Source organism: Methyloversatilis sp. NSM2 (genome assembly GCF_038066675.1).
Lineage (GTDB): Bacteria > Pseudomonadota > Gammaproteobacteria > Burkholderiales > Rhodocyclaceae > Methyloversatilis > Methyloversatilis discipulorum_A.
Genome location: NZ_JBBUKV010000001.1, coordinates 1,560,054 through 1,582,154, shown reverse-complemented (window position 1 = coordinate 1,582,154; position 22,101 = coordinate 1,560,054). Strand labels below are relative to the sequence as shown.

Annotated in this window: 22 protein-coding genes and 1 other RNA gene; 22 read left to right on the top strand and 1 reads right to left on the bottom strand. The window is 65.2% G+C overall.

Annotation, left to right across the window (positions count from 1 at the left end; genetic code table 11):
* Positions 1-199 precede the first annotated feature (199 nt).
* A complete protein-coding gene (locus WJU27_RS07230) occupies positions 200-2,167 on the bottom strand; it encodes a sigma-54-dependent Fis family transcriptional regulator (protein ID WP_296810691.1) in 1,968 nt (655 codons plus the stop codon).
* Between the two features lie 235 nt (positions 2,168-2,402).
* On the opposite strand from WJU27_RS07230, the gene pedF reads away from it, so the two are divergent.
* The 22 genes from pedF (at position 2,403) to WJU27_RS07120 (ending at position 22,089) form a co-directional block, all read left to right on the top strand.
* The gene (pedF, locus tag WJU27_RS07225; RefSeq protein ID WP_029143635.1) at positions 2,403-2,843 is read left to right on the top strand and encodes a cytochrome c-550 PedF; all 441 of its coding nucleotides are present in this window, start codon (positions 2,403-2,405) and stop codon (positions 2,841-2,843) included.
* A complete protein-coding gene (locus WJU27_RS07220; protein ID WP_341421600.1) occupies positions 2,833-3,678 on the top strand; it encodes a substrate-binding periplasmic protein in 846 nt (281 codons plus the stop codon). Before pedF ends, WJU27_RS07220 begins: the two co-directional genes overlap by 11 nt.
* Positions 3,679-3,869: 191 nt before the next feature.
* Complete coding sequence (locus WJU27_RS07215; RefSeq protein ID WP_019918660.1) at positions 3,870-4,340, top strand: 4Fe-4S dicluster domain-containing protein; 471 nt, start codon at positions 3,870-3,872, stop codon at positions 4,338-4,340.
* 18 nt (positions 4,341-4,358) lie between these two features.
* Positions 4,359-6,206 carry an aldehyde ferredoxin oxidoreductase family protein gene (locus WJU27_RS07210; protein WP_020164287.1) on the top strand — a complete coding sequence of 616 codons (1,848 nt, stop codon included), beginning with the start codon at positions 4,359-4,361 and terminating at the stop codon, positions 6,204-6,206.
* Positions 6,207-6,269: 63 nt separating this feature from the next.
* The gene (locus WJU27_RS07205; RefSeq protein ID WP_296810701.1) at positions 6,270-7,541 is read left to right on the top strand and encodes an NAD(P)/FAD-dependent oxidoreductase; all 1,272 of its coding nucleotides are present in this window, start codon (positions 6,270-6,272) and stop codon (positions 7,539-7,541) included.
* A gap of 2 nt (positions 7,542-7,543) precedes the next feature.
* Positions 7,544-7,798 (top strand): sulfur carrier protein ThiS, encoded by a 255-nt coding sequence (thiS, locus tag WJU27_RS07200; RefSeq protein ID WP_020164289.1) that lies wholly within the window; start codon positions 7,544-7,546, stop codon positions 7,796-7,798.
* On the top strand, positions 7,795-8,103 hold the full coding sequence (locus WJU27_RS07195) for a hypothetical protein (protein WP_341421599.1): 309 nt from the start codon (positions 7,795-7,797) through the stop codon (positions 8,101-8,103). Before thiS ends, WJU27_RS07195 begins: the two co-directional genes overlap by 4 nt.
* A 62-nt stretch (positions 8,104-8,165) precedes the next feature.
* Positions 8,166-8,264: signal recognition particle sRNA small type (gene ffs / locus WJU27_RS07190), an RNA gene on the top strand.
* Between the two features lie 49 nt (positions 8,265-8,313).
* Entirely contained in the window at positions 8,314-10,023 is a 1,710-nt protein-coding gene (gene dnaX / locus WJU27_RS07185) for a DNA polymerase III subunit gamma/tau (protein WP_341421598.1), read from the top strand.
* 10 nt (positions 10,024-10,033) lie between these two features.
* Positions 10,034-10,357 (top strand): YbaB/EbfC family nucleoid-associated protein, encoded by a 324-nt coding sequence (locus WJU27_RS07180; RefSeq protein WP_020164292.1) that lies wholly within the window; start codon positions 10,034-10,036, stop codon positions 10,355-10,357.
* A 19-nt stretch (positions 10,358-10,376) separates the two neighbouring features.
* On the top strand, positions 10,377-10,970 hold the full coding sequence (gene recR / locus WJU27_RS07175; RefSeq protein ID WP_029143636.1) for a recombination mediator RecR: 594 nt from the start codon (positions 10,377-10,379) through the stop codon (positions 10,968-10,970).
* Positions 10,967-12,178: a CaiB/BaiF CoA transferase family protein gene (locus tag WJU27_RS07170; protein WP_341421597.1), complete on the top strand. Its 1,212-nt coding sequence runs from the start codon at positions 10,967-10,969 to the stop codon at positions 12,176-12,178. The genes recR and WJU27_RS07170 overlap by 4 nt, the downstream gene beginning before the upstream one ends.
* A 127-nt stretch (positions 12,179-12,305) precedes the next feature.
* The gene (gene petA, locus WJU27_RS07165) at positions 12,306-12,914 is read left to right on the top strand and encodes a ubiquinol-cytochrome c reductase iron-sulfur subunit (RefSeq protein WP_341421596.1); all 609 of its coding nucleotides are present in this window, start codon (positions 12,306-12,308) and stop codon (positions 12,912-12,914) included.
* Between the two features lie 4 nt (positions 12,915-12,918).
* On the top strand, positions 12,919-14,202 hold the full coding sequence (locus WJU27_RS07160) for a cytochrome b (RefSeq protein WP_020164296.1): 1,284 nt from the start codon (positions 12,919-12,921) through the stop codon (positions 14,200-14,202).
* A gap of 13 nt (positions 14,203-14,215) precedes the next feature.
* On the top strand, positions 14,216-14,974 hold the full coding sequence (locus tag WJU27_RS07155; protein ID WP_341421595.1) for a cytochrome c1: 759 nt from the start codon (positions 14,216-14,218) through the stop codon (positions 14,972-14,974).
* Positions 14,975-15,079: 105 nt separating this feature from the next.
* Positions 15,080-15,676, top strand: a complete 597-nt coding sequence (locus WJU27_RS07150) for a glutathione S-transferase N-terminal domain-containing protein (RefSeq protein ID WP_024300503.1) — start codon at positions 15,080-15,082, stop codon at positions 15,674-15,676.
* Positions 15,677-15,704: 28 nt separating this feature from the next.
* Positions 15,705-16,142: a ClpXP protease specificity-enhancing factor gene (locus WJU27_RS07145; RefSeq protein WP_020164299.1), complete on the top strand. Its 438-nt coding sequence runs from the start codon at positions 15,705-15,707 to the stop codon at positions 16,140-16,142.
* 144 nt (positions 16,143-16,286) lie between these two features.
* A complete protein-coding gene (locus WJU27_RS07140; RefSeq protein ID WP_019918646.1) occupies positions 16,287-17,255 on the top strand; it encodes an acetyl-CoA carboxylase carboxyltransferase subunit alpha in 969 nt (322 codons plus the stop codon).
* Entirely contained in the window at positions 17,224-18,606 is a 1,383-nt protein-coding gene (tilS, locus tag WJU27_RS07135; RefSeq protein ID WP_341421594.1) for a tRNA lysidine(34) synthetase TilS, read from the top strand. The genes WJU27_RS07140 and tilS overlap by 32 nt, the downstream gene beginning before the upstream one ends.
* A gap of 81 nt (positions 18,607-18,687) precedes the next feature.
* Positions 18,688-19,380, top strand: coding sequence for a CAAX prenyl protease-related protein (locus tag WJU27_RS07130; RefSeq protein ID WP_341421593.1), 693 nt, complete (start codon positions 18,688-18,690; stop codon positions 19,378-19,380).
* A gap of 76 nt (positions 19,381-19,456) precedes the next feature.
* Positions 19,457-20,149, top strand: a complete 693-nt coding sequence (locus WJU27_RS07125) for a transglutaminase-like cysteine peptidase (protein ID WP_341421592.1) — start codon at positions 19,457-19,459, stop codon at positions 20,147-20,149.
* Positions 20,146-22,089 (top strand): EAL domain-containing protein, encoded by a 1,944-nt coding sequence (locus WJU27_RS07120; RefSeq protein WP_341421591.1) that lies wholly within the window; start codon positions 20,146-20,148, stop codon positions 22,087-22,089. Before WJU27_RS07125 ends, WJU27_RS07120 begins: the two co-directional genes overlap by 4 nt.
* The last annotated feature ends 12 nt before the right edge of the window (positions 22,090-22,101 follow it).

Genomic DNA, 22,101 nt, shown 5'->3' with positions numbered 1-22,101 from the left:
TTTCGGGGTGGTGTTGTTCTCTTCAGTTAGACATGGCTCTTTGGCCGGCTTACCCAAGCCGGCCATTTTTTTGCCTGTCCGAAACGGGTGCCAAGGGATGCGCGGGAGCGATTCCCGCCCGCTGTACAGGTGGAACGTTACTGTACGAAGTGTTCAGTTCCGTGGCTGCCGCCCTGGCAGTGCGGCGGCCGGAGCCTGATCAGCCTTCCTTCAGCTTGCGATAGAGCGTGGTCCGGCTGATGCCCAGCTCGCGCGCCGTGGCGGCCACGTTTCCCTCGTTGCGCGACAGCGACTCGCGTATTGCGCGCAGCGTGAGGCTGTCCAGGTCGCACGGTGCCTGAGTGGTGACTGCACGGAACTCGGGTTCGCTCGGAGCGAACGTCGGCGCTCCGCCCAGCTCATCGATGAAGTCGTCCGGGAGGTGAGTCTTGCGGATGCAGCCATCGTCGGCGGCCATCACGCCGGCGGTGCGCAACAGATTCGCCAGCTGGCGCATATTGCCCGGCCAGGGATGGCGTTCGAACAGCGCGACCACTTCGTCGTCGATGCGCAGCCCCTGCGGAATGGATTCCTCGCTGGCGAGAATGCGATGCACCAGAGCGCGCAGATCGCTGCGTTCACGCAGCGGCGGCAGCATCACGGTCAGACCGTTGAGCCGGTAGTAGAGGTCGGCGCGGAAGCTGCCTTGGGCGACCAGGTCGCGCAGCTTGCGGTGGGTCGCGCAGATGATGGACAGATCGACCGGAGTTGCGCGGCCGCTGCCCAGCGGCACCACGGTGCGTTCCTGCAGCACACGCAGCAGGCGCGCCTGCAGTGCCAGCGGCATGTCGCCGATCTCGTCGAGGAACAGAGTGCCGCCGTCCGCCTGCATGATGCGGCCGGGGTAACCCTTGCGACGCGCACCGGTGAAGGCGCCTTCCTCGTAGCCGAACAGCTCCGACTCGATCAGGCCGTCGGGGATGGCGGCGCAGTTCACAGCGACGAAGGTCTGGTCGCGACGCGGCCCTTCGTCGTGAATGGCGCGTGCCAGCAGTTCCTTGCCGGTGCCGGTCTCGCCCTGGATCAGTACCGGGATGTCCCGCCCGAGCACGCGGCGAACCTTTTCGACGACTGCATCCATCTGCGCATCGCCGGTGCTGAGCCGGGCCAGTCCGCGGTCCTTGGCGATCTGCACCCGACTGACCGACTGACCGGATTCCGGACGCTGGACGTCCATGCTGATCACACGGGCCGGCGGACGGCTTTGATTGCCCGCTTGCGGGCGACCGAACAGCGTGCGGCCGCCGAACAGACGCAGTTCGAGCATGTCGGTGCCGCGCAGCAGCGGGTCGTACAACGCACCCAGCGGCTTGTCGAACATCGAACTGAAGGTGTGCGTCAGCAGCTCGGCGTGGCTGCGGCCAATCAGCCGACAGGCGCTGCGGTTGGCGGACAGTACGCGACCATCCTGGTCGAAGGCGAGCAGGGCCTCGAACACGGTGCCAATCAGCTCCTGCTGGACATGACAGTGCAGCAGGAAACCGTCCGGGAAGGCGTGCGCGAACATCTGGTTCTCGATGGTCTGCACCGCCAGATTGATCAGCGCCAGGCTGTGATGCGACGGATTGCGCGAGTCACCGGTGACGTCAAGCACGCCGAGCATGCGGCTGCACGGGTCGAAGATGGGCGAGGCCGAACAGGTGAGGAAGTGGTTGGCCGAGAAGAAGTGCTGCGAGCCATGCACCGACACTGGCACCTTTTCCACCAGCGCGGTACCGATGGCGTTGGTGCCCTTGCTTTCCTCCGACCATTCGACGCCGGGCGACAGCGCGACCTTGGATGCGCGGTCGAGGAAGGTCTGGTCGCCAACCGAATGGATGATGAAACCCGAGGCATTGGTCAGCACGATCATGCTGCCCGAGCGGGCGATCTGCGCGTACAGGCCGTTCATCACCGGCGCCGCGTGCTTGAGCAGCGACTCGTTGCGCTCGCGTTCGGTCAGCAGCAGGTCGCGGCGGGCTCTTTCGACTTCGCGACTGTTCTTGTCGGCGTCGAGGCCGCGGCTGATGCAGCGGCTCCACGATGTTTCGATCAGTGCTGGCAGGACGCCTGCCGGCACTTCGCCGGCGCTGCGCATGATTTCGTGTGCCTGTTCGCTGCGCGCGATGTCGGCGGGGCTTGATTCCATGGTCTCCTCCGAGCCCGTTTCCGGGATGCACGGCCGGTTGTACCGGCTCTCGCCTCCGGCGGGTTGGCGGCAGCTCGTGCCTGCGCCATCGTCCCACCGGACTGTCGAAGCTTTATAGCGTGATTCGCTTCGCTGCGCTACACCTGTCTCAAAGTGAAGCCGAACTTGGCACGATTCGTGCAAACGGGCACACCCGCAAGCTGACTTGCAGCATGTGAACATCTACGGAGGAGTTATGAAAGCAGGAGCCGCAACTTTGAAGACGACGGCCATCGTCACCGCGCTGATCGCACTGGGCAGCATGACCACGATGCGTGTCGAAGCTCACGGCGACGTCGTACCGCAGGCCGTCGATGTCAGCACGCTGAAGGCGCTGGGCGCCGAGTGGCGCAAAGAGAACCCCTACCGCGGCGACAAGGAAGCGATCCGCATCGGCAGTTCCGCCTACAACCAGAACTGTGCGCGCTGCCACGGTCTGGAAGCCGTCAGTGGCGGTATCGCCCCGGATCTGCGCATGCTCCCGATCGATGCCGAAACCGACGACTATTTCCTCAACACCGTGCGCCGCGGCCGCGTGCGCAACGGCGCCGTCTACATGCCGCCGTTCGAGGAAGCGCTGTCGCAGGAAGCCATGTGGGCCATCCGTGCCTACATCGAAACCCGTCATGAAGACTGATATTGGGGCTCAGCGCCGCCGCCTGCTGCTCGCCGGCGCCGGCCTGGCATTGACCGGGCTGCCCGCGTGGGCGGAGGGCGACGAGGTCTGGGCCGGCGTGAAGAAGTCCGGTCTGCTGCGCGTTGCCTTCTACAAGGACTTCGCGCCGTTCTCGAATGAGGGCAAGGGTTCCGACGTCGATATCGCCGCCGCGCTGGCGGCACGCATGGGACTGAAGATGTCGCCGATGTTCTTCGACGCCGACGAGAACATGGGCGACGACCTGCGCAACATGGTCTGGAAGGGCCACTACATGGGCCACGGCCCGGCCGACATGATGATGCACGCGCCGGTCGACCGCGAGTACATGGCCCGTCAGGACAAGGTGGAATTCCTCGCGCCGTATCACCGTGAGCGCTATGCCATCGCCTACGACAGGCGCCGCGTCGACAACCTCGAAACGATGGCGCCGTTCGAAAAGCTGCCCTGTGGCGTGGTGGTCGATACGCTGCCCGATTCGCTGATGCTGTCGGCCGACGGCGGGCGTTATCGCAGTCAGCTCAAGCATTACAAGACGCTGGCTGAGGCGATGGCTGCGCTGCGCTCCGGCGAGGTTGCCGGGGTGATGGCGCTGCAGGGCGAGCTTGAAGGGGCCGTCGCCGGTGACGCGAACTTCCCGGTCGGCCCGGCACCGATCGCACTGCTCAATACCCGTCAGTGGCCGGTCGGCATCGCCATCCGCAAGGGCGAACAGCAGCTTGGTCGGGCCATCATGGAGGCGATGAATGCGCTGGTCGCCGACGGCGAAATCGAGCGCATCATGGCGCGACATAATATCAAGTGGCGTGCACCCTGAGTGTCCAGGTGTCCAGTTTATGGACACCTGGACACCTGTCTCGCAAATAAGGATTTATTGAGACGGCGGAAGCGCACAGGCGCCAAATTCCGAGCGCTAAAATGTGAAGTGTTTTTCATAGCGGGGCGGCTTTCCCGCCAAAATCACCCTGCGAACCGTGTCACGCCCAGAACGTGGAGGAGCGAATCAATATGCAGAAGTCCCTACACATCGATCCCTCGAAATGCACCAGCTGCCTGCAATGCGAAATGGCCTGTTCGTTCGAGAACTACGGTGTATTCAACAACTCGCTGTCGCGCATCAAGGTGTTCGACTTCCACCATACGGGCGCCAAGGTTCCCTACACCTGTACGCAGTGCGATGAAGCCTGGTGCATGCACGCCTGTCCGGTCGAGGCGATCAAGCTCGACAAGACCAACGGCGCCAAGGTCGTGTTCGAAGACGTGTGCGTGGGCTGCAAGGTGTGCACGATCGCCTGTCCGTTCGGCACCGTGAATTACGTGGCCGAGACCGGCAAGGTGCAGAAGTGCGATCTGTGCGGCGGCAACCCGGCCTGTGCGGAAGCCTGTCCGACCGGTGCCATCACCTATGTGGACGCCAACTGGACCGGTCTGGACCGCATGCGCCAGTGGGCCGACAAGCTCGGCAACCAGCCCGCCTGATTTTCGGAGGAACACAAAATGGCATGGACCCGCAAAATCCTGCGCGTTAACCTGACCGACCGCACCTGCAAGAGCGAGCCCCTGAACATGCAGTGGGCTCAGGACTATCTCGGCCAGCGTGGTCTGGCAACGAAGTATCTGGTGTCGGAGATCGATCCCAAGGTCGATCCGCTGTCGCCGGACAACAAGATCATCTGGGCGACCGGTCCGCTGACCGGCACCATGGCCTCGACCGGCGGCCGCTACTCGGTCGTCACCAAGGGCCCGCTGACGGGCGCCATCGCCTGTTCGAATTCCGGTGGTTACTTCGGCGCCGAGCTGAAGTTCGCCGGCTGGGACATGGTCATCATCGAAGGCCGCGCTTCGAGCCCGGTCTACCTGTCGATCGAGAACGACAAGGTCGAAATCCGTGACGCGTCCCATCTGTGGGGCAAGACCGTCTGGGAAACCGAAGAGACGATCAAGGCCGCTCACCAGGATCCGCAGGTACGCGTTTCCTGTATTGGCCGCACCGGCGAAGCCGGCGTGCTTTACGCCGCCATCGTCAATGACCTGCACCGCGCAGCCGGCCGTTCCGGCGTCGGCGCGGTCGCCGGTTCGAAGAACCTGAAGGCACTCGTGGTGCGTGGCACCCTCGGCGTCGGCAATCTGGCCAACCCGAAGGAGTTCATGAAGGTCACCTACGAGAAGAAGAAGATCCTCAAGGAGAATGCGGTCACCGGTCAGGGCCTGCCGACCTATGGCACCCAGGTGCTGATGAACGTGATCAACGAGATCGGCGCCATGCCGACGCGCAACCACAAGGACGTGCAGTTCGAGGGTGCGCGCAAGATTTCCGCTGAGGCGATGCACGAGCCGCGCGAATCGGACGGCAAGGCGCAACTGGTGAACAACCAGGGTTGCTTCGGCTGCACCATCGCTTGCGGCCGCATTTCGAAGATCGACCAGACCCACTACACCGTGGTGAACAGCCCGAAGTACTGGGGCGCCTCCGGCGGTCTGGAGTACGAAGCGGCGTGGTCGCTCGGCTGTGCCAACGGTGTCGATGACATCGAGGCGCTGCAGTACGCCAACATGCTGTGCAATGAAGACGGTTTCGATCCGATTTCCTTCGGCGCCACCATCGGTGCGGTGATGGAACTGTACGAAATGGGTGTGCTGACCAAGGAGGAGATCGGCATCGAGGCGCCGTTCGGCTCGGCCCGCGCGCTTACCTTCCTGGCCGAACAGACGGCCCGTGGCGAAGGTTTCGGCAAGATCGTCGGTCTCGGCTCGAAGCGCCTGTGCGAAAAGTACGGTCATCCCGAACTGTCGATGTCGGTCAAGGGCCAGGAATTCCCGGCCTACGACGCGCGTGGCGTGCAGGGCATGGGCCTGACCTACGCGACCTCGAACCGCGGTGCCTGCCACCTGCGTTCGTACACCATCTCGTCGGAAGTGCTGGGCATCCCGGTCAAGACCGATCCGCACACCACCGAAGGCAAGCCGGCACTGGTCAAGGCCTTCCAGGACGCCACAGCAGTGGTCGATTCGTCCGGCCTGTGCGTGTTCACGACCTTCGCCTGGGCGCTGTCGGACATCCAGCCGCAACTGCAGGCTGCCTGCGAAGGCGACTGGTCGATGGAAAAGCTGGACCTGATGGGCGAGCGCATCTGGAATATGGAGCGTCAGTTCAACAATGCAGCCGGCTTCACCCGCAAGGACGACGATCTGCCGCCGCGCCTGAAGAACGAAGCCGCCAAGGTCGGTCCGGCCAAGGGCCTGGTGTCGGGCATCGACAAGATGATTCCCGAGTACTACGAACTGCGCGGCTGGGACACCGAAGGCCGCCCGACGGCGGAGACGGTTGCCCGCCTGGGTCTCTGATCGAAGTCGTCGCATGAACACAGCGCGCCCTCCGGGGCGCGCTGCATTTCAGGAGCATCACTCATGAAGCACGTCATCATCGGCAACGGTCCGGCCGGCGTGGTCGCCGCCGAAGCGATCCGCCGTGCGGATCGCAATGCCGACATCGTCATGATCGGCGACGAACCCGAGCCGCCGTATTCGCGCATGGCCATTCCCTACCTGCTGGTTGGCAACATCCAGGAAAAGGGCACGTGGCTGCGCAAGACCGACGGTCATTTCGCGTCGCTGAACATCAAGGAAGTGCTCGGGCGCGCGAAGTCGGTGGACACCGCCGGTCGCGTCGTCCATATGGAGGATGGCAGCTCCTTCGCCTACGACCGCCTGCTCATCTGTACCGGTTCGCATCCGCTGAAGCTGCCGGTGCCGGGCATTGACTCACCGAACGTTCACAGCTGCTGGACGCTGGACGACGCGCGCCACATTGCGGCCAAGGCGAAGAAGGGCGCTCGGGTGCTGCAAATCGGCGCCGGTTTCATCGGCTGCATCATCATGGAAGCGCTCGCGTCGCGCGGCGTGAAGCTGGACATCGTCGAAATGGGCGACCGCATGGTGCCGCGCATGATGACGTCCAAGGCGGGCGGCATGATCGCGCGCTGGGTGAAGCAGAAGGGCGTCAATGTGCACACCAGCGCGCGCGTCACTTCGATCCGCCAGAACGGCGACGAGCTGATTGCCACGCTGGGTGACGGCACCGAAGTGGTGGCCGACCTCATCATCGCGTCGGCTGGTGTGAAGCCGAACGTGGCCTTCCTGCAGGGAAGCGGCATCGCCTGCGCGACCGGCATCCTGATCGACGAACGCTGCGAAACCAACATCCCGGGCGTGTTTGCCGCCGGCGATGTGGCCGAGGCGGTTGATTTCTCGACTGGCGAGCGTCTGGTCAATGCGATCCAGCCGAACGCGGTCGACCAGGGCCGAGTCGCGGCGATGAACATGGTGGGACGCAACACGCGCTCGCAAGGCACGATGGCGATCAACGTGCTCGACACGCTGGGTCTGATCTCGGCTTCGTTCGGACAGTGGTGGGGCGCCGAGGGCGGCGATTCGGTTGAGCTGATTGACGAAGAGCGCTTCCGCTACATCAGTCTGCAGTTCAAGGACGACGTGCTGGTGGGCGCGACCTCGATCGGCCTGACCGACCACGTCGGCGTGCTGCGCGGCCTGATCCAGACCCGAACGCCGCTGGGCAGCTGGAAGCAGCGCCTGATGCACGACCCGCTGCGCGTGATGGAGGCCTATCTGTCGATGGCCCAGGCGCAGAGCGCGCCGCCGCTGGCCGAAGCGCTGCACTGAAGATGCGGGTAACGCTGAAGTTGTACGCCTCGCTGTCCGATTTCCTGCCGGACGAGGCGAAGCGCACCAACGAGTGGCCGATGGACGTGCCCGAAGGAACGACGGTTGGCGATATGATCGCGCGCCATCAGCTTCCTGCACGGCTCGTCCATCTGGTTCTCGTGAACGGTCATTTCATTCCTCCCGCCAGCCGCGATGCGCGCGCGCTGGTCGATAACGACATACTCGCCATCTGGCCGCCGGTGGCGGGCGGATGAACGCCGCCTTTCCACTGAAACCGGAAGAGATCGCCGCCGGCCAGGTCGTGCGCGTGATGAGCATAGGGCGCGAAGAGTTCTTCCAGATGCTGCCCGGCGCGGTCGAACTGCCCATCGTCCATCGCGGTGACAGCGTGAGCGGCCGTGGCTGGACGGTATCCGCCGAGGTGCTGCCGGCGCTTCACATCGCGCTGCTGAGCCTGCCTCGCCTGCGGGTGCAGATCGACTTCACGGTTCGCGATGTCGATTTCATGGCCGCCTTCATGGCGCGCTTCGACCGGCATTTCCAGCGCGGCGGCGGCTGAGTCCGGCCAGAATTTCAGTTCGGGCTGGTCGAGAGGGGGCCTCCCGGGTTAATATTCGGCGTGGCGGGTCTCCCCGCATCGTGGCGCGGTGAACCTGGTCAGGTCCGGAAGGAAGCAGCCACAGCTGCTCACCACGAGTGCCGGGGGTCAGGCTCGCCACCCCTCCCTTTTCTGCAGTCCGCACAGCCGTCCTCTTACGCCAGCGTCCAGATGACTTATCAGGTTCTTGCGCGCAAGTGGCGTCCCCGCAGCTTCGAAACCCTGGTCGGACAGGATCACGTCGTGCGCGCGCTGACGCACGCGCTCGAACAGCAACGCCTGCATCACGCCTACCTGTTCACCGGCACCCGCGGCGTCGGCAAGACGACGATCTCGCGCATCCTGGCCAAGAGCCTGAACTGCGAAACCGGCATTACGGCAAAGCCCTGCGGCACCTGCGCCGCCTGTACCGAAATCGATGCCGGCCGTTTCGTCGACTACGTTGAAATGGATGCCGCGTCCAACCGCAGCGTGGACGACATGGCCGCTCTGTTGGAAAAGGCGGCCTACGCACCGGCGCGCGGGCGTTACAAGGTCTACATGATCGACGAAGTCCACATGCTGACCGGCCACGCCTTCAACGCGATGCTGAAGACGCTCGAAGAGCCGCCGGAGCACGTGAAGTTCATCCTTGCGACCACCGATCCGCAGAAGATTCCGGTGACCGTGCTGAGCCGCTGCCTGCAGTTCAACCTGAAGCAGATGCCGCCCGACGCCATCGTGCGTCATCTGTCGGGCGTGCTCGACGCCGAAGGTGTCGAATACGAACCGGCCGCACTGCGGCCGATCGCCAAGGGCGCCGCCGGTTCGATGCGCGACGCGCTGTCGCTGCTCGATCAGGCCATTGCGCACGGTGCCGGCCGACTGGTCGAGCAGGACGTGCTCGACATGCTGGGCACGGTGGGCGACGAACACCTCTACCTCATTCTCGACGCGCTGCTCGCCGGGGACGGTGCCGCGCTGATGACGCTGACTGCCCAGATGCGCGCGCGCAGCGTCGATTTTGACCAGGCGCTGCGCGAACTGGCCGTGCTGCTGCACCGTGTGGCAGTGGCGCAGAAAGTGCCGGACGCGATCACTGATGAAGGTGAGAAGGCGCGGCTCGAACCCTATGCTGCGGCGATGGACGCCGAATCGGTGCAGCTGGCCTACCAGATCGTCGTCCAGGGCTGCAACGATCTGGCGCTGGCGCCGGACGAAGTCACCGGGTTCTCGATGACCCTGCTGCGCCTGCTGGCCTTCCGTCCGGAGACGCCGCCGGCGCTGGGCATCACGCCGCGCGGCCAGAGCGCCGCGCTGCAGGCGCCCAACCGTGTCGCGCGCACCAGCGCGCCGGTGCCGCCCCCCGCTGCCGAGGCACCGGTCGCCGCGCCGTTGCCGCGAGAAACGCCGTCGCCCAGCGCGCCAGCGCCGCTGGCCGACGCGAATCCGGCACCGCCGCCTTGGGAGGAGGACGAGCCGGTCAATGTCGCGCCGCCCGCCGCGGCCGCAGCAGCGATGCCGCGCACCAACGCTGACTGGCATGCGCTGGTCGATACGCTGGACGTTGCCGCGCTGAGCAAGCAGCTGGCGCACCAGAGCGAATGGCTGGCCAGCGAAGGCGAGGCGATCCGCCTGCGCCTTTCGCGCGACATGGCGCACCTGATCACTTCCGGCCAGGACAAGTTGCGCGCCGCGCTGCAGACCCGCCTCGGCGTCAATGTCCGGCTGCATTTCGAACAGGGTGACCCGGTCGGACAGACCGTTGCCCAGCGACTGAACGCAGAACAGCGCGCGCGCCATGAACAGGCGTGCGCGTCGATGAAGAATGACCCCTTCGTGCAGCAGGTGATTGAACAGTTCGGCGCCCGGCTGATCGAAGACTCGATCAAACCCCTTTGAGGACAGCACCATGATGAAAGGTGGCATCGGTGGCCTGATGAAGCAGGCCCAGCAGATGCAGGAAAACATGAAGAAGATGCAGGAGCAGCTGGCCAGCGTCGAAGTCGAGGGCCAGTCGGGTGCCGGCATGGTCAAGGTGATCATGACCTGCAAGCACGACGTGCGTCGCGTTTCCATCGACCCGTCGGTGATGGACGACCGCGAAATGCTGGAAGACCTGCTCGCGGCCGCCGTCAACGACGCGGTACGCCGCGTCGAGGCGACCACCCAGGAAAAGATGGCCGGTTTCACGTCCGGTCTGAACCTGCCGCCGGGCTTCAAGCTGCCGTTCTGAGTCCGGTCCTGCGCCCGTCATGAGTACAGGTGTGCTGGACGAGCTGGTCAGCGCGCTGCGCTGCCTGCCTTCGGTCGGCCCGAAAAGCGCGCAGCGCATGGCCTTCCATCTGCTGCAGCGCGACCGCGGCGGTGCCGAGAAGCTGGCGCGCGCGCTCGGCAATGCGCTGACGCGGCTGCACAACTGCGCGCGCTGCAATACCTTCACCGAACTCGAGGTGTGCGAGCGCTGCAGTTCGCCGCGCCGCGATGCCAGTCTTCTGTGCGTGGTCGAAACGCCGGCCGACATGCTGATGATGGAGCAGACGCACAGCTATGCCGGGCTCTATTTCTGCCTGATGGGGCGCATCGCGCCACTCGAAGGTGTCGGCCCGAAGGAGCTGCGGCTCGATCGCCTGCTCGAACGCGCCGCCGACCCGGCCGTGCGCGAGGTCATCCTGGCCACCAATTTCACCAACGAGGGCGAAGCGACGGCGCATTACCTCGGTGAAATGCTGCGTGCGCGCGGCCTCGCCGTCAGCCGCATCGCCCGCGGACTTCCGGTCGGTGGCGAACTGGAACACACGGATATCGGCACCATCGCCCAGGCGCTGTCGGAAAGGCGGCCGGCGTGAGCACGCAGGCACGCCCGCTCGATGGCCTGAAAGTGGTCGAACTGGGTACGCTGATCGCCGGACCGTTCGCCTCGCGCATCCTGGCCGAGTTCGGCGCCGAGGTGATCAAGGTCGAGTCGCCAGATGGCGGTGACCCGCTGCGCAAGTGGCGCCTGCTGTACGAAGGCACTTCGCTGTGGTGGTTCGTGCAGGCGCGCAACAAGAAGTCGGTCACGCTGAACCTGAAGCATCCGGACGCGATCGCGGTACTGAAGAGGCTGCTGGCGGACGCCGACGTGCTGGTCGAAAACTTCCGCCCGGGCGTGCTCGACAAGCTCGGTCTGCCGGAAGCGGTGCTGAAGGACATCAATCCGTCGCTGGTCATCGTGCGCCTGTCGGGCTTCGGGCAGACCGGACCGATGGCGCAGCAGCCGGGTTTCGGGGCCATCGGCGAATCGATGGGCGGGCTGCGCTACATCACCGGCTTTCCCGATCGCCCGCCGGTCAAGGTGGGCATTTCGATCGGCGATTCGATCGCAGCCTTGTGGGGGGTGATCGGCGCGCTGATGGCGCTGCGCCATCGCGACGCCACCGGCGGGCGCGGGGCAGGGCAGGGCCAGACCGTCGATGTCGCGCTGTACGAAGCGGTGTTCGCGATGATGGAAAGCATGCTGCCGGAGTTCGACGTGTTCGGTTTCATCCGCGGCCGCACTGGCAACATCATGCCGGGCATCACGCCGTCGAACACGCATACCGCGCGCGACGGCCGTCACATCATCATCGGCGGCAACGGCGATGCCATCTTCCGGCGGCTGATGATAGCGATCGGGCGGCCCGATCTGGCCGACGATCCCGATCTGGCCGACAACGCCGGGCGCGACGCGCGTCGCGACGAAATTTACGGCCTGATCGACGCCTGGGTCGCCGCGCGCGACGGCGACGAAGTGCTGCGCCTGCTGGGCGAGGCCGACGTGCCGGTCAGCCGGGTCTATTCGATCGAGGACATCGCCGCCGATCCGCAGTATCTGGCGCGCGCGGTGTTCGAGACCGCGCGTCTGCCTGACGGTCGAGAGTTCAAGGCGCCGGCGCCGATGCCGAGGCTGTCGGAGACACCCGGGCGCACCGACTGGATCGGGCCGGCGCTGGGTGAACACACGGACGAAGTGCTGGGGGGGCTCGGATATGGCAGCGGCGACATTGCCGCGCTGCGCGCCGGGGGCGCGCTTTGAAATCATCGGAAATCGGCTTCTCTCGCCGCTTCCGCGTTGTTTGCAGTGCAGCAGGGCTTTAAACGGGGCACCGCTTGAGGGTATAATCGCAGGTTGTGCAGAATCAATTGTCTAGACGGGATAAAGCATGAGTGGCAATGAACGGAAAGCGGATTGCGGCCGGCGCAATCTGCTCGTGGCAACAGCCTGTGCTGGCGGTGTGGCCGGGCTCGCGGTGGCAGTGCCTTTTCTGACCAGTCTTTCCCCCTCGGAGCGCGCGAAAGCGGCCGGTGCTCCGGTCGAGGTGGACATTTCCAAACTCGGTCCCGGTGAAATGACCACCGTCGAGTGGCAAGGCAAGCCGGTGTGGATCATGCGCCGCACGCCGACCCAGCTCGAAGCGCTGGCCAAGATCGACGACAAGCTGGCCGACCCGAAGTCGGAGCGCAATCCTTCCGAGTTCACTCCCGAATACGCACGCAACGTGCAGCGCTCGCGTGAAGACCACGCCGACGTGCTGGTCGTCGTCGCCATCTGTACCCACCTCGGCTGTTCGCCGTCGGGCCCCTTCGAGTCGGGCTCCAACGCGCAGCTCGGCGACGTCGCCGGCTTCGTGTGTCCGTGCCACGGTTCGACCTTCGACCTGTCCGGTCGCGTGTTCAAGGCCATGCCGGCCCCGGACAACCTGAAGGTTCCGCCGTACATGTTCCTGTCTGACTCGCGCATCCTGGTCGGCCAGGATTCCAAGGAGGGTTGATCGAATGGCTGGCGAAAAGGTAGTGACCACCACCGGCCTGCTCGGCTGGATCGACGAGCGCTTCCCGCTCACATCGCTCTGGAAGGAACACCTTTCGGAGTACTACGCACCGAAGAACTTCAACTTCTGGTACTTCTTCGGCTCGCTGGCACTGCTGGTGCTGGTGATCCAGATCGTGACCGGCATCTTCCTGGTCATGCACTTCAAGCCGGACGCTTCGCTGAACGCCTCGGGCGTGCCGGTGGCCTTTGCCAGCGTCGAATACATCATGCGCGACGTGCCGTGGGGCTGGCTCATCCGCTACATGCACTCGACCGGCGCCTCGGCGTTCTTCGTCGTCGTGTACTTGCACATGTTCCGCGGCCTGCTTTACGGTTCCTACCGCAAGCCGCGCGAGCTGGTGTGGATCTTCGGCTGCCTGATCTTCCTGTGCCTGATGGCGGAAGCCTTCATGGGCTACCTGCTGCCGTGGGGCCAGATGTCGTACTGGGGCGCCCAGGTCATCATCAACCTGTTCTCGGCCATCCCGCTGATCGGCAATGATCTGTCGACCTGGCTGCGTGGTGACTTCGTGATCGGTGATGCGACGCTGAACCGTTTCTTCTCCTTCCACGTTATCGCCGTGCCGCTGGTGCTGATCGGCCTCGTCGCCGCCCACATCATCGCGCTGCACGAAGTCGGGTCGAACAACCCGGACGGCGTCGAGATCAAGAAGAACAAGGATCCGAAGACCGGCATCCCGCTGGACGGCATTCCCTTCCACCCGTACTACACGGTGAAGGACATCGTCGGTGTCGTCGTCTTCCTGATCTGCTTCTCGGCCGTGGTGTTCTTCGGTCCGGAGTTCGGCGGCTACTTCCTGGAGTACAACAACTTCATCCCGGCTGACCCGATGAAGACGCCGCCGCACATCGCGCCGGTGTGGTACTTCACGCCGTTCTACTCGATCCTGCGTGCCAACACGATCAACTTCTTCTGGGTCGATGCGAAGCTGTGGGGCGTCATTTTCATGGGCCTGTCGGTCATGGTCTTCTTCGCGCTGCCGTGGCTGGACCGCTCGCCGGTCAAGTCGATCCGCTACAAGGGCCCGATCTTCAAGTCGGCTCTGGTGGTGTTCGTGATCGCCTTCCTGATCCTGGGCTACCTTGGCATGCAGGCACCGACGCCGATGGGCACGCTGGTTTCGCAGATCTGCACGGTCATCTACTTCCTGTTCTTCGCGCTGATGCCCTGGTACACCGCGATCGACAAGTGCAAGCCCGAACCCGCGCGCGTGACCGGTCACTGAGAGCCAGAGAACCATGAAACAACTCAAAAAACTGTTTCTCGGCGCGCTGTGCGCGCCCCTGCTGGCGATTGCCAGTTCCGAACCGGTGCACCTCGATCGTGCGCCGACCGAGAAATTCCGCGACGCCATCGCCATCCAGCGCGGCGCCCAGGTTTTCGTCAATTACTGCCTGAACTGCCACTCGGCGTCCTACATGCGCTACAACCGCCTGAAGGATGTCGGCCTGACGGACGAGCAGATCAAGGACAACCTTCTGTTCGCCGCCGACAAGGTCGGTGAAACGATGAAGGTGGCCATGACCCGCGACGACGGCAAGGCGTGGTTCGGTGCGGCACCGCCGGATCTGACCGTGATTGCACGTTCGCGTGCCTCGGCCGACGGCAGCGGCGCGGACTGGCTCTACACCTATCTGCGCAGCTTCTATCGCGACGAGAACCGTCCGACCGGCTGGAACAACACCACCTTCGCCAACGTTGGCATGCCGCACGTCCTGTACGAGCTGCAGGGCGAGCAGACGGCCAAGCACGTCAAGGTGGCGGATGGTCACGGCGGCGAAAAGGAAGTCGTCCAGCTTGAACTTACCAAGCCGGGCAAGCTGAGCAAGTCCGAATACGACTCGATGGTCGGCGATCTCGTCGCCTATCTGGTCTATATGGGCGAACCGGGCGCTGAAAAGCGCCGTCAGACCGGTCTTCTGGTCATCATCGGTCTTTCCGTTCTTCTCGTTCTGAGCTACCTGCTCAAGCGCGAATTCTGGAAAGACGTTCACTAATCAATACGCCCGAAAGTCATGCAAGCTCTCGGTCATCGCGAAGCGACCTCATCACGCGTCAGACGCGTGGTGAGGGATGCCGAGTACTCCTGGGGTGTTAACACCATGATGAATCTGTACTCGGGGACTACCGATCCCTTTTCCCATCGTTGCCGGATCGTGCTCTACGAAAAGGGCATGGATTTCCAGGTCATCGATGTCGACCTCTACAACAAGCCGGAAGACATCGCGGTCATCAATCCCTACAACCGTGTGCCGGTTCTGGTCGATCGCGATCTCATCCTGTATGACTCGAACATCATCAACGAGTACATTGACGAGCGCTTTCCTCATCCGCAGCTGATGCCGCCGGATCCGATCATGCGCGCGCGGGCACGCCAGCTGCTGCATACGGTCGAAAACGAGCTGTTCTCGCACATCGAGGCACTCGAGAAGAACGCACGCACCGCCGACAAGTCGCGCACCCACCTGCGCGACCGCCTGACCGAGCTGACCGCGATCTTCGCGAAACAGAAGTACATGCTGGGCGAGGAATTTTCCATGCTCGACGTGGCCATCGCTCCGTTACTATGGCGCCTTGACCACTACGGTATCGAGCTGCCGAAGTCGGCCGCACCGCTGATGAAGTACGCTGAGCGCATCTTCTCCCGTCAGGGATTCATCGATGCACTCACACCGTCCGAAAAGGTGATGCGTCGCTGACCCGCGTCGGCTCTGCGCGAAAGTCTTCATGGACGTCATGAGTTCCGTTTCCACCAAGCCCTATCTGTTGCGCGCACTGTTCGACTGGTGCGCCGACCAGGGGCTGACGCCGTACATCGCGGTCGTTGTTGACGACCGTGCGGGCGTGCCTCGCCAGTATGTGAAGGATGGCCAGATCATCCTGAACATCGGTCGTGAGGCGGTGCACCAGCTGGTGATGGGTAACGAGCTCATTACCTGTTCTGCCCGCTTCGGCGGCGTGGCGCAGGAACTGACGATTCCTGTCGAATGTGTCGCCGCGATCTACGCGCGCGAAAACGGCCACGGCATGGCGTTCGAAGTGACGCCGGGCCAGCCGGTGCGTGCCGATCTGGCACCCAACCCGGTCACCGACCGGGTCGAGCATCCGGTGCTGACGACACCGGAAAAGCCGGCGGCGCGACCGCATCTTCGGCGAATCAAGTAGGAAGAAAACCGGCGAAAGCCGGTTTTTTCTTTCCAGCCCATTGATTTACAGAGGTAATCCGGCTGCTGCGGTCGCTTGCACGCAGCACGAGCCGTCGCGCCCTCGACGCGCTAGAATTGCGCACCTTTGTTTGTGGTCAGCCTGATGAAAACAACCTTTCTCGATTTCGAACAGCCGATTGCCGAGCTCGAAGCCAAGATCGAAGAGCTCCGCTTTGTCCAGGATGACTCCGCTGTCGACATATCCGAGGAAATCACGCGACTCGAAGGCAAGAGTCAGGCGCTGACCAAGGACATCTACGCCAAGCTCACGCCGTGGCAGATCGCCCAGGTGGCGCGCCACCCACAGCGCCCCTACACGCTCGACTACCTGCGCCTGATGTTCTCCGATTTCCAGGAACTGCACGGTGATCGCGCTTTCGCCGACGACCATGCCATCGTCGGCGGTATCGCCCGTTTCAATGGCCAGTCCTGCATGGTGATCGGTCACCAGAAGGGCCGCGACACCAAGGAGAAGATCCTCCGAAATTTCGGCATGCCGCGCCCGGAGGGCTATCGCAAGGCGCTGCGCCTGATGAAGCTGGCCGAGAAGTTCGGCATTCCGGTATTCACCTTCGTCGATACACCGGGTGCCTATCCGGGCATCGATGCCGAGGAACGCGGCCAGTCCGAGGCGATCGGTCACAATCTTTACGCGATGGCCGAACTGCGCGTGCCCATCGTGTCCACCATCATCGGTGAGGGCGGCTCCGGCGGCGCGCTGGCGATCGCCGTGGCCGACACGCTGATGATGCTGCAGTACTCCACCTACTCGGTCATCTCGCCCGAAGGCTGTGCTTCCATCCTGTGGAAGAGCGCCGACAAGGCGGCCGATGCGGCCGAGATCATGGGCATCACCGCGTCGCGACTGAAGACGCTGGGCCTGATCGACAAGGTCGTGAACGAGCCGGCAGGCGGCGCCCACCGCGACCACGCGGCCGTAGCAGCATCGCTGAAGCGCGCACTGGCCGAATCGCTGCGTCAGCTGGCCGACCTGACCCCCACCCAGCTGGTCGAGCGCCGTTTCGAGCGCGTGATGTCCTATGGAAAGTTCAAGGAGCAGGCGGTCGCCTGATCTTTACGCCCGCATCGCCGCCAGCACGGCGGCGCATCTGGCCGACGGCTCACAGCTGCTGATCGGCCTCAGCGGCGGGCTCGATTCAACCGTACTGCTGCACGCACTGGCAGCCGCCCGCGATGAACGTCGCTGGCGGCTTGCGTGCGCGCATGTCCATCACGGCCTGAGCCCGAACGCCGATGCCTGGGCCCATCATTGCGCCGCGCAGGCCGCTGCGCTCGGCATTCCGTTCTCGCTGCATCGCGTGCAGGTCGACACGGCCAGCCCGGACGGACTTGAATGCGCCGCCCGCGACGCCCGTTACCGGGCGCTCAACGCGCAGGCGCAGGCCCTCGGTGCCGACGCGCTGCTGACCGCACACCACGCCGACGACCAGGCGGAAACGCTGCTGCACAACATGGTGCGCGGCGCCGGGCTGCTCGGCCTGGCCGGCATGCCGGTCTGGCGTCCAGCGACTCCTGCGCGCCCGGCCCAGTTGCGGCCGCTGCTCGGTCTGGCGCGTTCAGCGCTCGAAGCATGCGCGATCGAACATGGCCTCGTCTGGATCGACGACGAATCGAACGCGGATACCCGCTACGCGCGCAACTACCTGCGGCGCGAGGTGATGCCGCGACTGAGCGCGCGATGGCCGCGTGCCGCCGAAACCATGTCCGGCGTCGCGCGCCGGCTGGCCGAAGCGCAGACCCTGCTCGACGGTCTGGCCGATGATGACGCGGCGGCGCTGACAACGGCGACCGAATGGGGCACGGCCTGGTCGATCGACGGCCTGCGCGCGCTCGACGACGCGCGCAGCCGCAACCTGCTGCGTCGCCTGCTGCGCGTGCACGGCGCCCGCACTGCACCAACCGAAGCGTGGCTGGACGAATGGCTGCGCCAGATCCGCGCCTGGCAGCCGGGTGCCGAATGCCCGGTGACACACGCCGGCGTCGCCGGCTTCTGTCATCGTGGCCTGCTGTGGCTGATGCCCGATCAGCCACCGCCCGCAGCCGTCGTCTGGCAGGGCGAAACGGCCATCGTCTGGGGTACAGGCTGCCTGAGTTTCGACGCCGTCATCGGGCGCGGGTTTGCGTCATCCGCATTGCCCGTCGGTCAGCTCACGATACGTGCCCGTCAGCCCAAGGACCGCGTCTGCCGCGGTCCCGGACGACCGCGTGCCGGCGTCAAGCAGATCGCGCAGGAATGCGGCCTGCCGCCCTGGTTGCGCGATCGCGCCCCCATTCTTGCAGTCGGTCGCGAGGCGCTGTGGATGCCCGGCTGCGAACCGGCGCCACCTTGGCAGGCCGCGCCGGGCGAACCGGGATGGCTACCCGTGTGGGCGCCGGTCGTGGCGCAGTCGACACCCGCGTGACCTTGTAACGGTTGGTGACATTTCCATGTTGCATGGCGGCCGTATGATCCAGCCATTCCGGACCTTCCCGCCACGGCCCTGATGAGCCCGACCACCGCAGCATCCAGGCGTGCAGTGCTCGCACGCGTCATTCCGTTCGCCCTCTACATCGTCTTCCTCGTCATCTCCGCGCCGCTGGCCGAGCTGGCTGGCGTCGACGTGCGCTGGATGTATGCGGTGCAGATCGCGTGCGTCATCGTCGCTCTGCTGTACTTCCAGCGCGACTACGTGGAGCTGCGCGAAGCTCCGCCGTCCGGGCCGCTGTCCGGTGCCGCCGGCTGGGTCGCGGCGCTGCTGTCCGGCGCACTCGTCTGGGCGATCTGGATATGGCTCGACTTCTCGCCCTTCGCCTTCGCGCCGGGCAAGGGTTACCAGCCCCTGGACGAGGCCGGCGCGCTCATCCTGCCCATGGTCGTCATACGCATCTTCGGCGCCGCTGTCGTCGTGCCTGTCATGGAAGAGCTGTTCTGGCGCTCCTTCGTCCAGCGCTGGCTCGATTCCCCGAATTTCCTTGCCGTGGCCGCGCGCTCGGTCACGCTGCGCAGCATGCTGTTCTGCTCGATCGCCTTCGGCTTCGAGCATGGCCAGTGGGCGGCCGGCATCGTTGCCGGTCTGGCCTACGGCCAGTTGTACCGGGCGAGCGGGCGCCTTTGGTTGCCCATCGTTTCGCACGCGCTGACCAATCTGCTGCTGGGCCTGTGGGTGGTGCACACGGCACAATGGCAGTTCTGGTAACCCCGCTCCGCATCAAGGGGGAGCAGGGTACGACCGTTAAAGGAGAACTGTCCTTTGCCCCGTCGCCATGCCACCGTTGCCCGCCCTGACTGTCGTGTTCTCCCGTCCGCGCCTGATCGCCTGCCTGTTGCTGGTGTTCATGGCGGCGCAGGCGACCGCGTTCACCTACCAGGGCTATCTGCTCACCGTGCGCACTGAGCTGCAGCAGAAAATGACGGCGCGTTTCGGCGACAAGGCCGGGCCGCGCATGGCCGAACTGGCCGAGGCGCTGAATGCCGCCGGCCGCATCGCCGACGAGGCGGTGCGCGTCGAACGGATCAACCAGATCGCCAACCGCGCGCGCTACATGACCGACGCACAGCTCTGGCAGTCGGAGGACTACTGGGCGACGCCGGTGGAATTCGCCGCGCTGGCCGCCGGCGACTGCGAGGACTACTCGCTGGCCAAGTACTTCGCGCTGCGCGAACTGGGCATGCCGGCCGACAAGCTGCGCATCACCTATGTGCGCCTGCTGCGCCAGGGACGCCTGGAGAACCACATGGTGCTCGCCTACTACCCGGAACCCGGCGCCGAGCCCTGGGTGCTCGACAATCTCGAAAAGCGTTTCATGCTGGCGCGCGACCGGCCCGACCTGACGCCGGTCTACAGCTTCAATGACGATCGCGTGTGGAAGGTGCAGAGCGGTGGCGACCGCGAGCTGGGCTCGCCGCAGCAGTTGCGCAAGTGGCGCGAACTGCTCGATCGGGTCGAGGCCGAGGTGCGCGGATGAACAGCCTGCGCCTGCGTCTGCTCGCCGCGCTGCTCGGCGTCGGTGTCGTCGCCTTCGCGGCGGCGCTGGCCACCGCGCTGTGGGTGTCGCGCGACCGGGTCGAGGCGCAGATGGCCAGCCAGGCGCAGTCGATCGCGCTGTCGCTGACGGTGGCGCTGACCGCGGGCGGCGAACCGGCGCTGCAGAATGCAGAAAGCCTGGTCGAGCCGGTATTCGACCAGAGCTACCTTCGCCGCATAGAGGTGCGCGATGCCAAGGGTGCGGTGATCGCCGCGCGGCAGGCCCCGGCCCGGCTGGCCGGTGGCGCGCCGCAATGGTTCAGCGAGCTGCTGCCGCTGGCGGCTGGCGCGCAGAGTGCCGACATCATGCATGGCTGGCGCATTGCCGGCAGCGTCGTCGTCGAGCCGCATCCGCACTGGGCGCAGCTGCAGCTCTGGGCCGTCGCCGAAACGCTGGCGCTGTGGATGGGCGGCGGTCTCGCGGTGGCCAGTGTGCTCCGTCTGATGGCATTGCGCTGGGGTCTGCGTCCGCTGCGCCGCGTGCAGCGCTCGGCGGTCGCGGCTGCCTCGCGCAAGTTTGTGCCCATCGACGAAACGCGCATGCCGATCGAACTGCAGCCACTGGTCGGTGCCTTCAACCGCATGCTCACCGCCATGGCCGGCGCGCTCGAAAGCGAAGCCGGGCGCGCTGCACAGTTCCGCGACCAGGCACTGGTGGACGAACTGACCGGGTTGCCGAACCGGCGCGGCTTCCGCGCCGCGCTCGAAGCGCGCATCGAAGCCGGTGCGCGCAGCGGCTGGCTGGCGCTGCTGCGCGTCGAGGGGCTGGAAGACCTGAACCATCTGTATGGTCGCGAAGCGGTCGACGATCTGCTGACCGAATCGGCCGGTTTCATGGCGGCCATCGATACGGTTGAACTGAGCGGCCGCGTCGAGGGTGCCTGCTTCGCGCTGCTGTTCGATGCCGACGAGTACACGACGCACGACGCGCTGACGGCATTGCTCGCACGGCTTAACAGCCTCGCCGCCGCCGCCGGGGCAGGCCAGGCCTATGCCTGGCGGGCCGGTGCGGCCGACTGCGCCACCGAGGGCGACGCTGCGCACTGGCTTGCAGCGGCCGATCGCGCGCTGCATCAGTGGCGCATCGAAAGCGGCGCGGCGCCGGTGCTGGCACACGCGCGTTTGGCGGAAGCGGGCGGCGGCAGTCTGCGTGCCCGCGTGCGCGAGCTGATCGGGGCCGGGCGCATCGCCTTTGCCGAACAGACCACGCGGGCCCTCGATGGCGAACACATTGGAGCGCCGCTGCACGTCGAGCTGCGTGCCACGCTGGACGACGGCCAGCGCCTGATCCGCGCCGCCGAGTACATCGCCTACGCGAGCGAAACCCGCGTGTCGGCCGCGCTCGATGGCGCCTGCCTGATGCGCGCGCTGGAACATGCGAAGGCGCGTCGCGACGGCATTGCCACCGTGGTCAATGTCGGTGCGGCGACGCTGACCGACCCCGACATCCAGCGCTGGCTGCGCGGCTACCGTCACGACCCGCGCATCGGCACGCTGGTGCTCGAATTCCCCGAGTCGGCACTGCTCGGTGACCCGGATGCCGCGGAGGCCTTTGCCCATCAGGCACAGGCCAACGGTCTGGCGCTGGGCATCAAGCATTTCGGCCTGCATGCGAACGCGCTGACGCTGCTGCGCCGCCTGCGTCCGGCGCACGTGAAGTTCTCGGTCACGCTGACGCGCGAAGCGCTGCTGAACCCGGATTCCGGCGCCTATGTGAGCTCACTGGCCGGCATTGCGTCGGCGCTGTCGATCACACCGATGGCGGTGGCGGTCGAACACGCGGAGACGCTGGCCGGGCTGTACGCGCTGGGCATCCGTGCGGTGCAGGGCGAAGCGGTGTCGGCCGAACAGGTGCCGGCTCCGGGCAGCAGCGGCCGCTGAGCGGCGGGCCGT

Coding starts and splice junctions, on each gene's coding strand:
- WJU27_RS07120 (WP_341421591.1), top strand. CDS start 20,146: ATGAACAGCCTGCGCCTGCGTCTGCTCGCCGCGCTGCTCGGCGTCGGT.
- thiS (WP_020164289.1), top strand. CDS start 7,544: ATGCGGGTAACGCTGAAGTTGTACGCCTCGCTGTCCGATTTCCTGCCG.
- tilS (WP_341421594.1), top strand. CDS start 17,224: ATGGAAAGTTCAAGGAGCAGGCGGTCGCCTGATCTTTACGCCCGCATC.
- WJU27_RS07180 (WP_020164292.1), top strand. CDS start 10,034: ATGATGAAAGGTGGCATCGGTGGCCTGATGAAGCAGGCCCAGCAGATG.
- dnaX (WP_341421598.1), top strand. CDS start 8,314: ATGACTTATCAGGTTCTTGCGCGCAAGTGGCGTCCCCGCAGCTTCGAA.
- WJU27_RS07195 (WP_341421599.1), top strand. CDS start 7,795: ATGAACGCCGCCTTTCCACTGAAACCGGAAGAGATCGCCGCCGGCCAG.
- petA (WP_341421596.1), top strand. CDS start 12,306: ATGAGTGGCAATGAACGGAAAGCGGATTGCGGCCGGCGCAATCTGCTC.
- WJU27_RS07145 (WP_020164299.1), top strand. CDS start 15,705: ATGGACGTCATGAGTTCCGTTTCCACCAAGCCCTATCTGTTGCGCGCA.
- recR (WP_029143636.1), top strand. CDS start 10,377: ATGAGTACAGGTGTGCTGGACGAGCTGGTCAGCGCGCTGCGCTGCCTG.
- WJU27_RS07150 (WP_024300503.1), top strand. CDS start 15,080: ATGATGAATCTGTACTCGGGGACTACCGATCCCTTTTCCCATCGTTGC.
- WJU27_RS07230 (WP_296810691.1), bottom strand. CDS start 2,167: ATGGAATCAAGCCCCGCCGACATCGCGCGCAGCGAACAGGCACACGAA.
- WJU27_RS07220 (WP_341421600.1), top strand. CDS start 2,833: ATGAAGACTGATATTGGGGCTCAGCGCCGCCGCCTGCTGCTCGCCGGC.
- pedF (WP_029143635.1), top strand. CDS start 2,403: ATGAAAGCAGGAGCCGCAACTTTGAAGACGACGGCCATCGTCACCGCG.
- WJU27_RS07155 (WP_341421595.1), top strand. CDS start 14,216: ATGAAACAACTCAAAAAACTGTTTCTCGGCGCGCTGTGCGCGCCCCTG.
- WJU27_RS07210 (WP_020164287.1), top strand. CDS start 4,359: ATGGCATGGACCCGCAAAATCCTGCGCGTTAACCTGACCGACCGCACC.
- WJU27_RS07215 (WP_019918660.1), top strand. CDS start 3,870: ATGCAGAAGTCCCTACACATCGATCCCTCGAAATGCACCAGCTGCCTG.
- WJU27_RS07130 (WP_341421593.1), top strand. CDS start 18,688: ATGAGCCCGACCACCGCAGCATCCAGGCGTGCAGTGCTCGCACGCGTC.
- WJU27_RS07160 (WP_020164296.1), top strand. CDS start 12,919: ATGGCTGGCGAAAAGGTAGTGACCACCACCGGCCTGCTCGGCTGGATC.
- WJU27_RS07140 (WP_019918646.1), top strand. CDS start 16,287: ATGAAAACAACCTTTCTCGATTTCGAACAGCCGATTGCCGAGCTCGAA.
- WJU27_RS07205 (WP_296810701.1), top strand. CDS start 6,270: ATGAAGCACGTCATCATCGGCAACGGTCCGGCCGGCGTGGTCGCCGCC.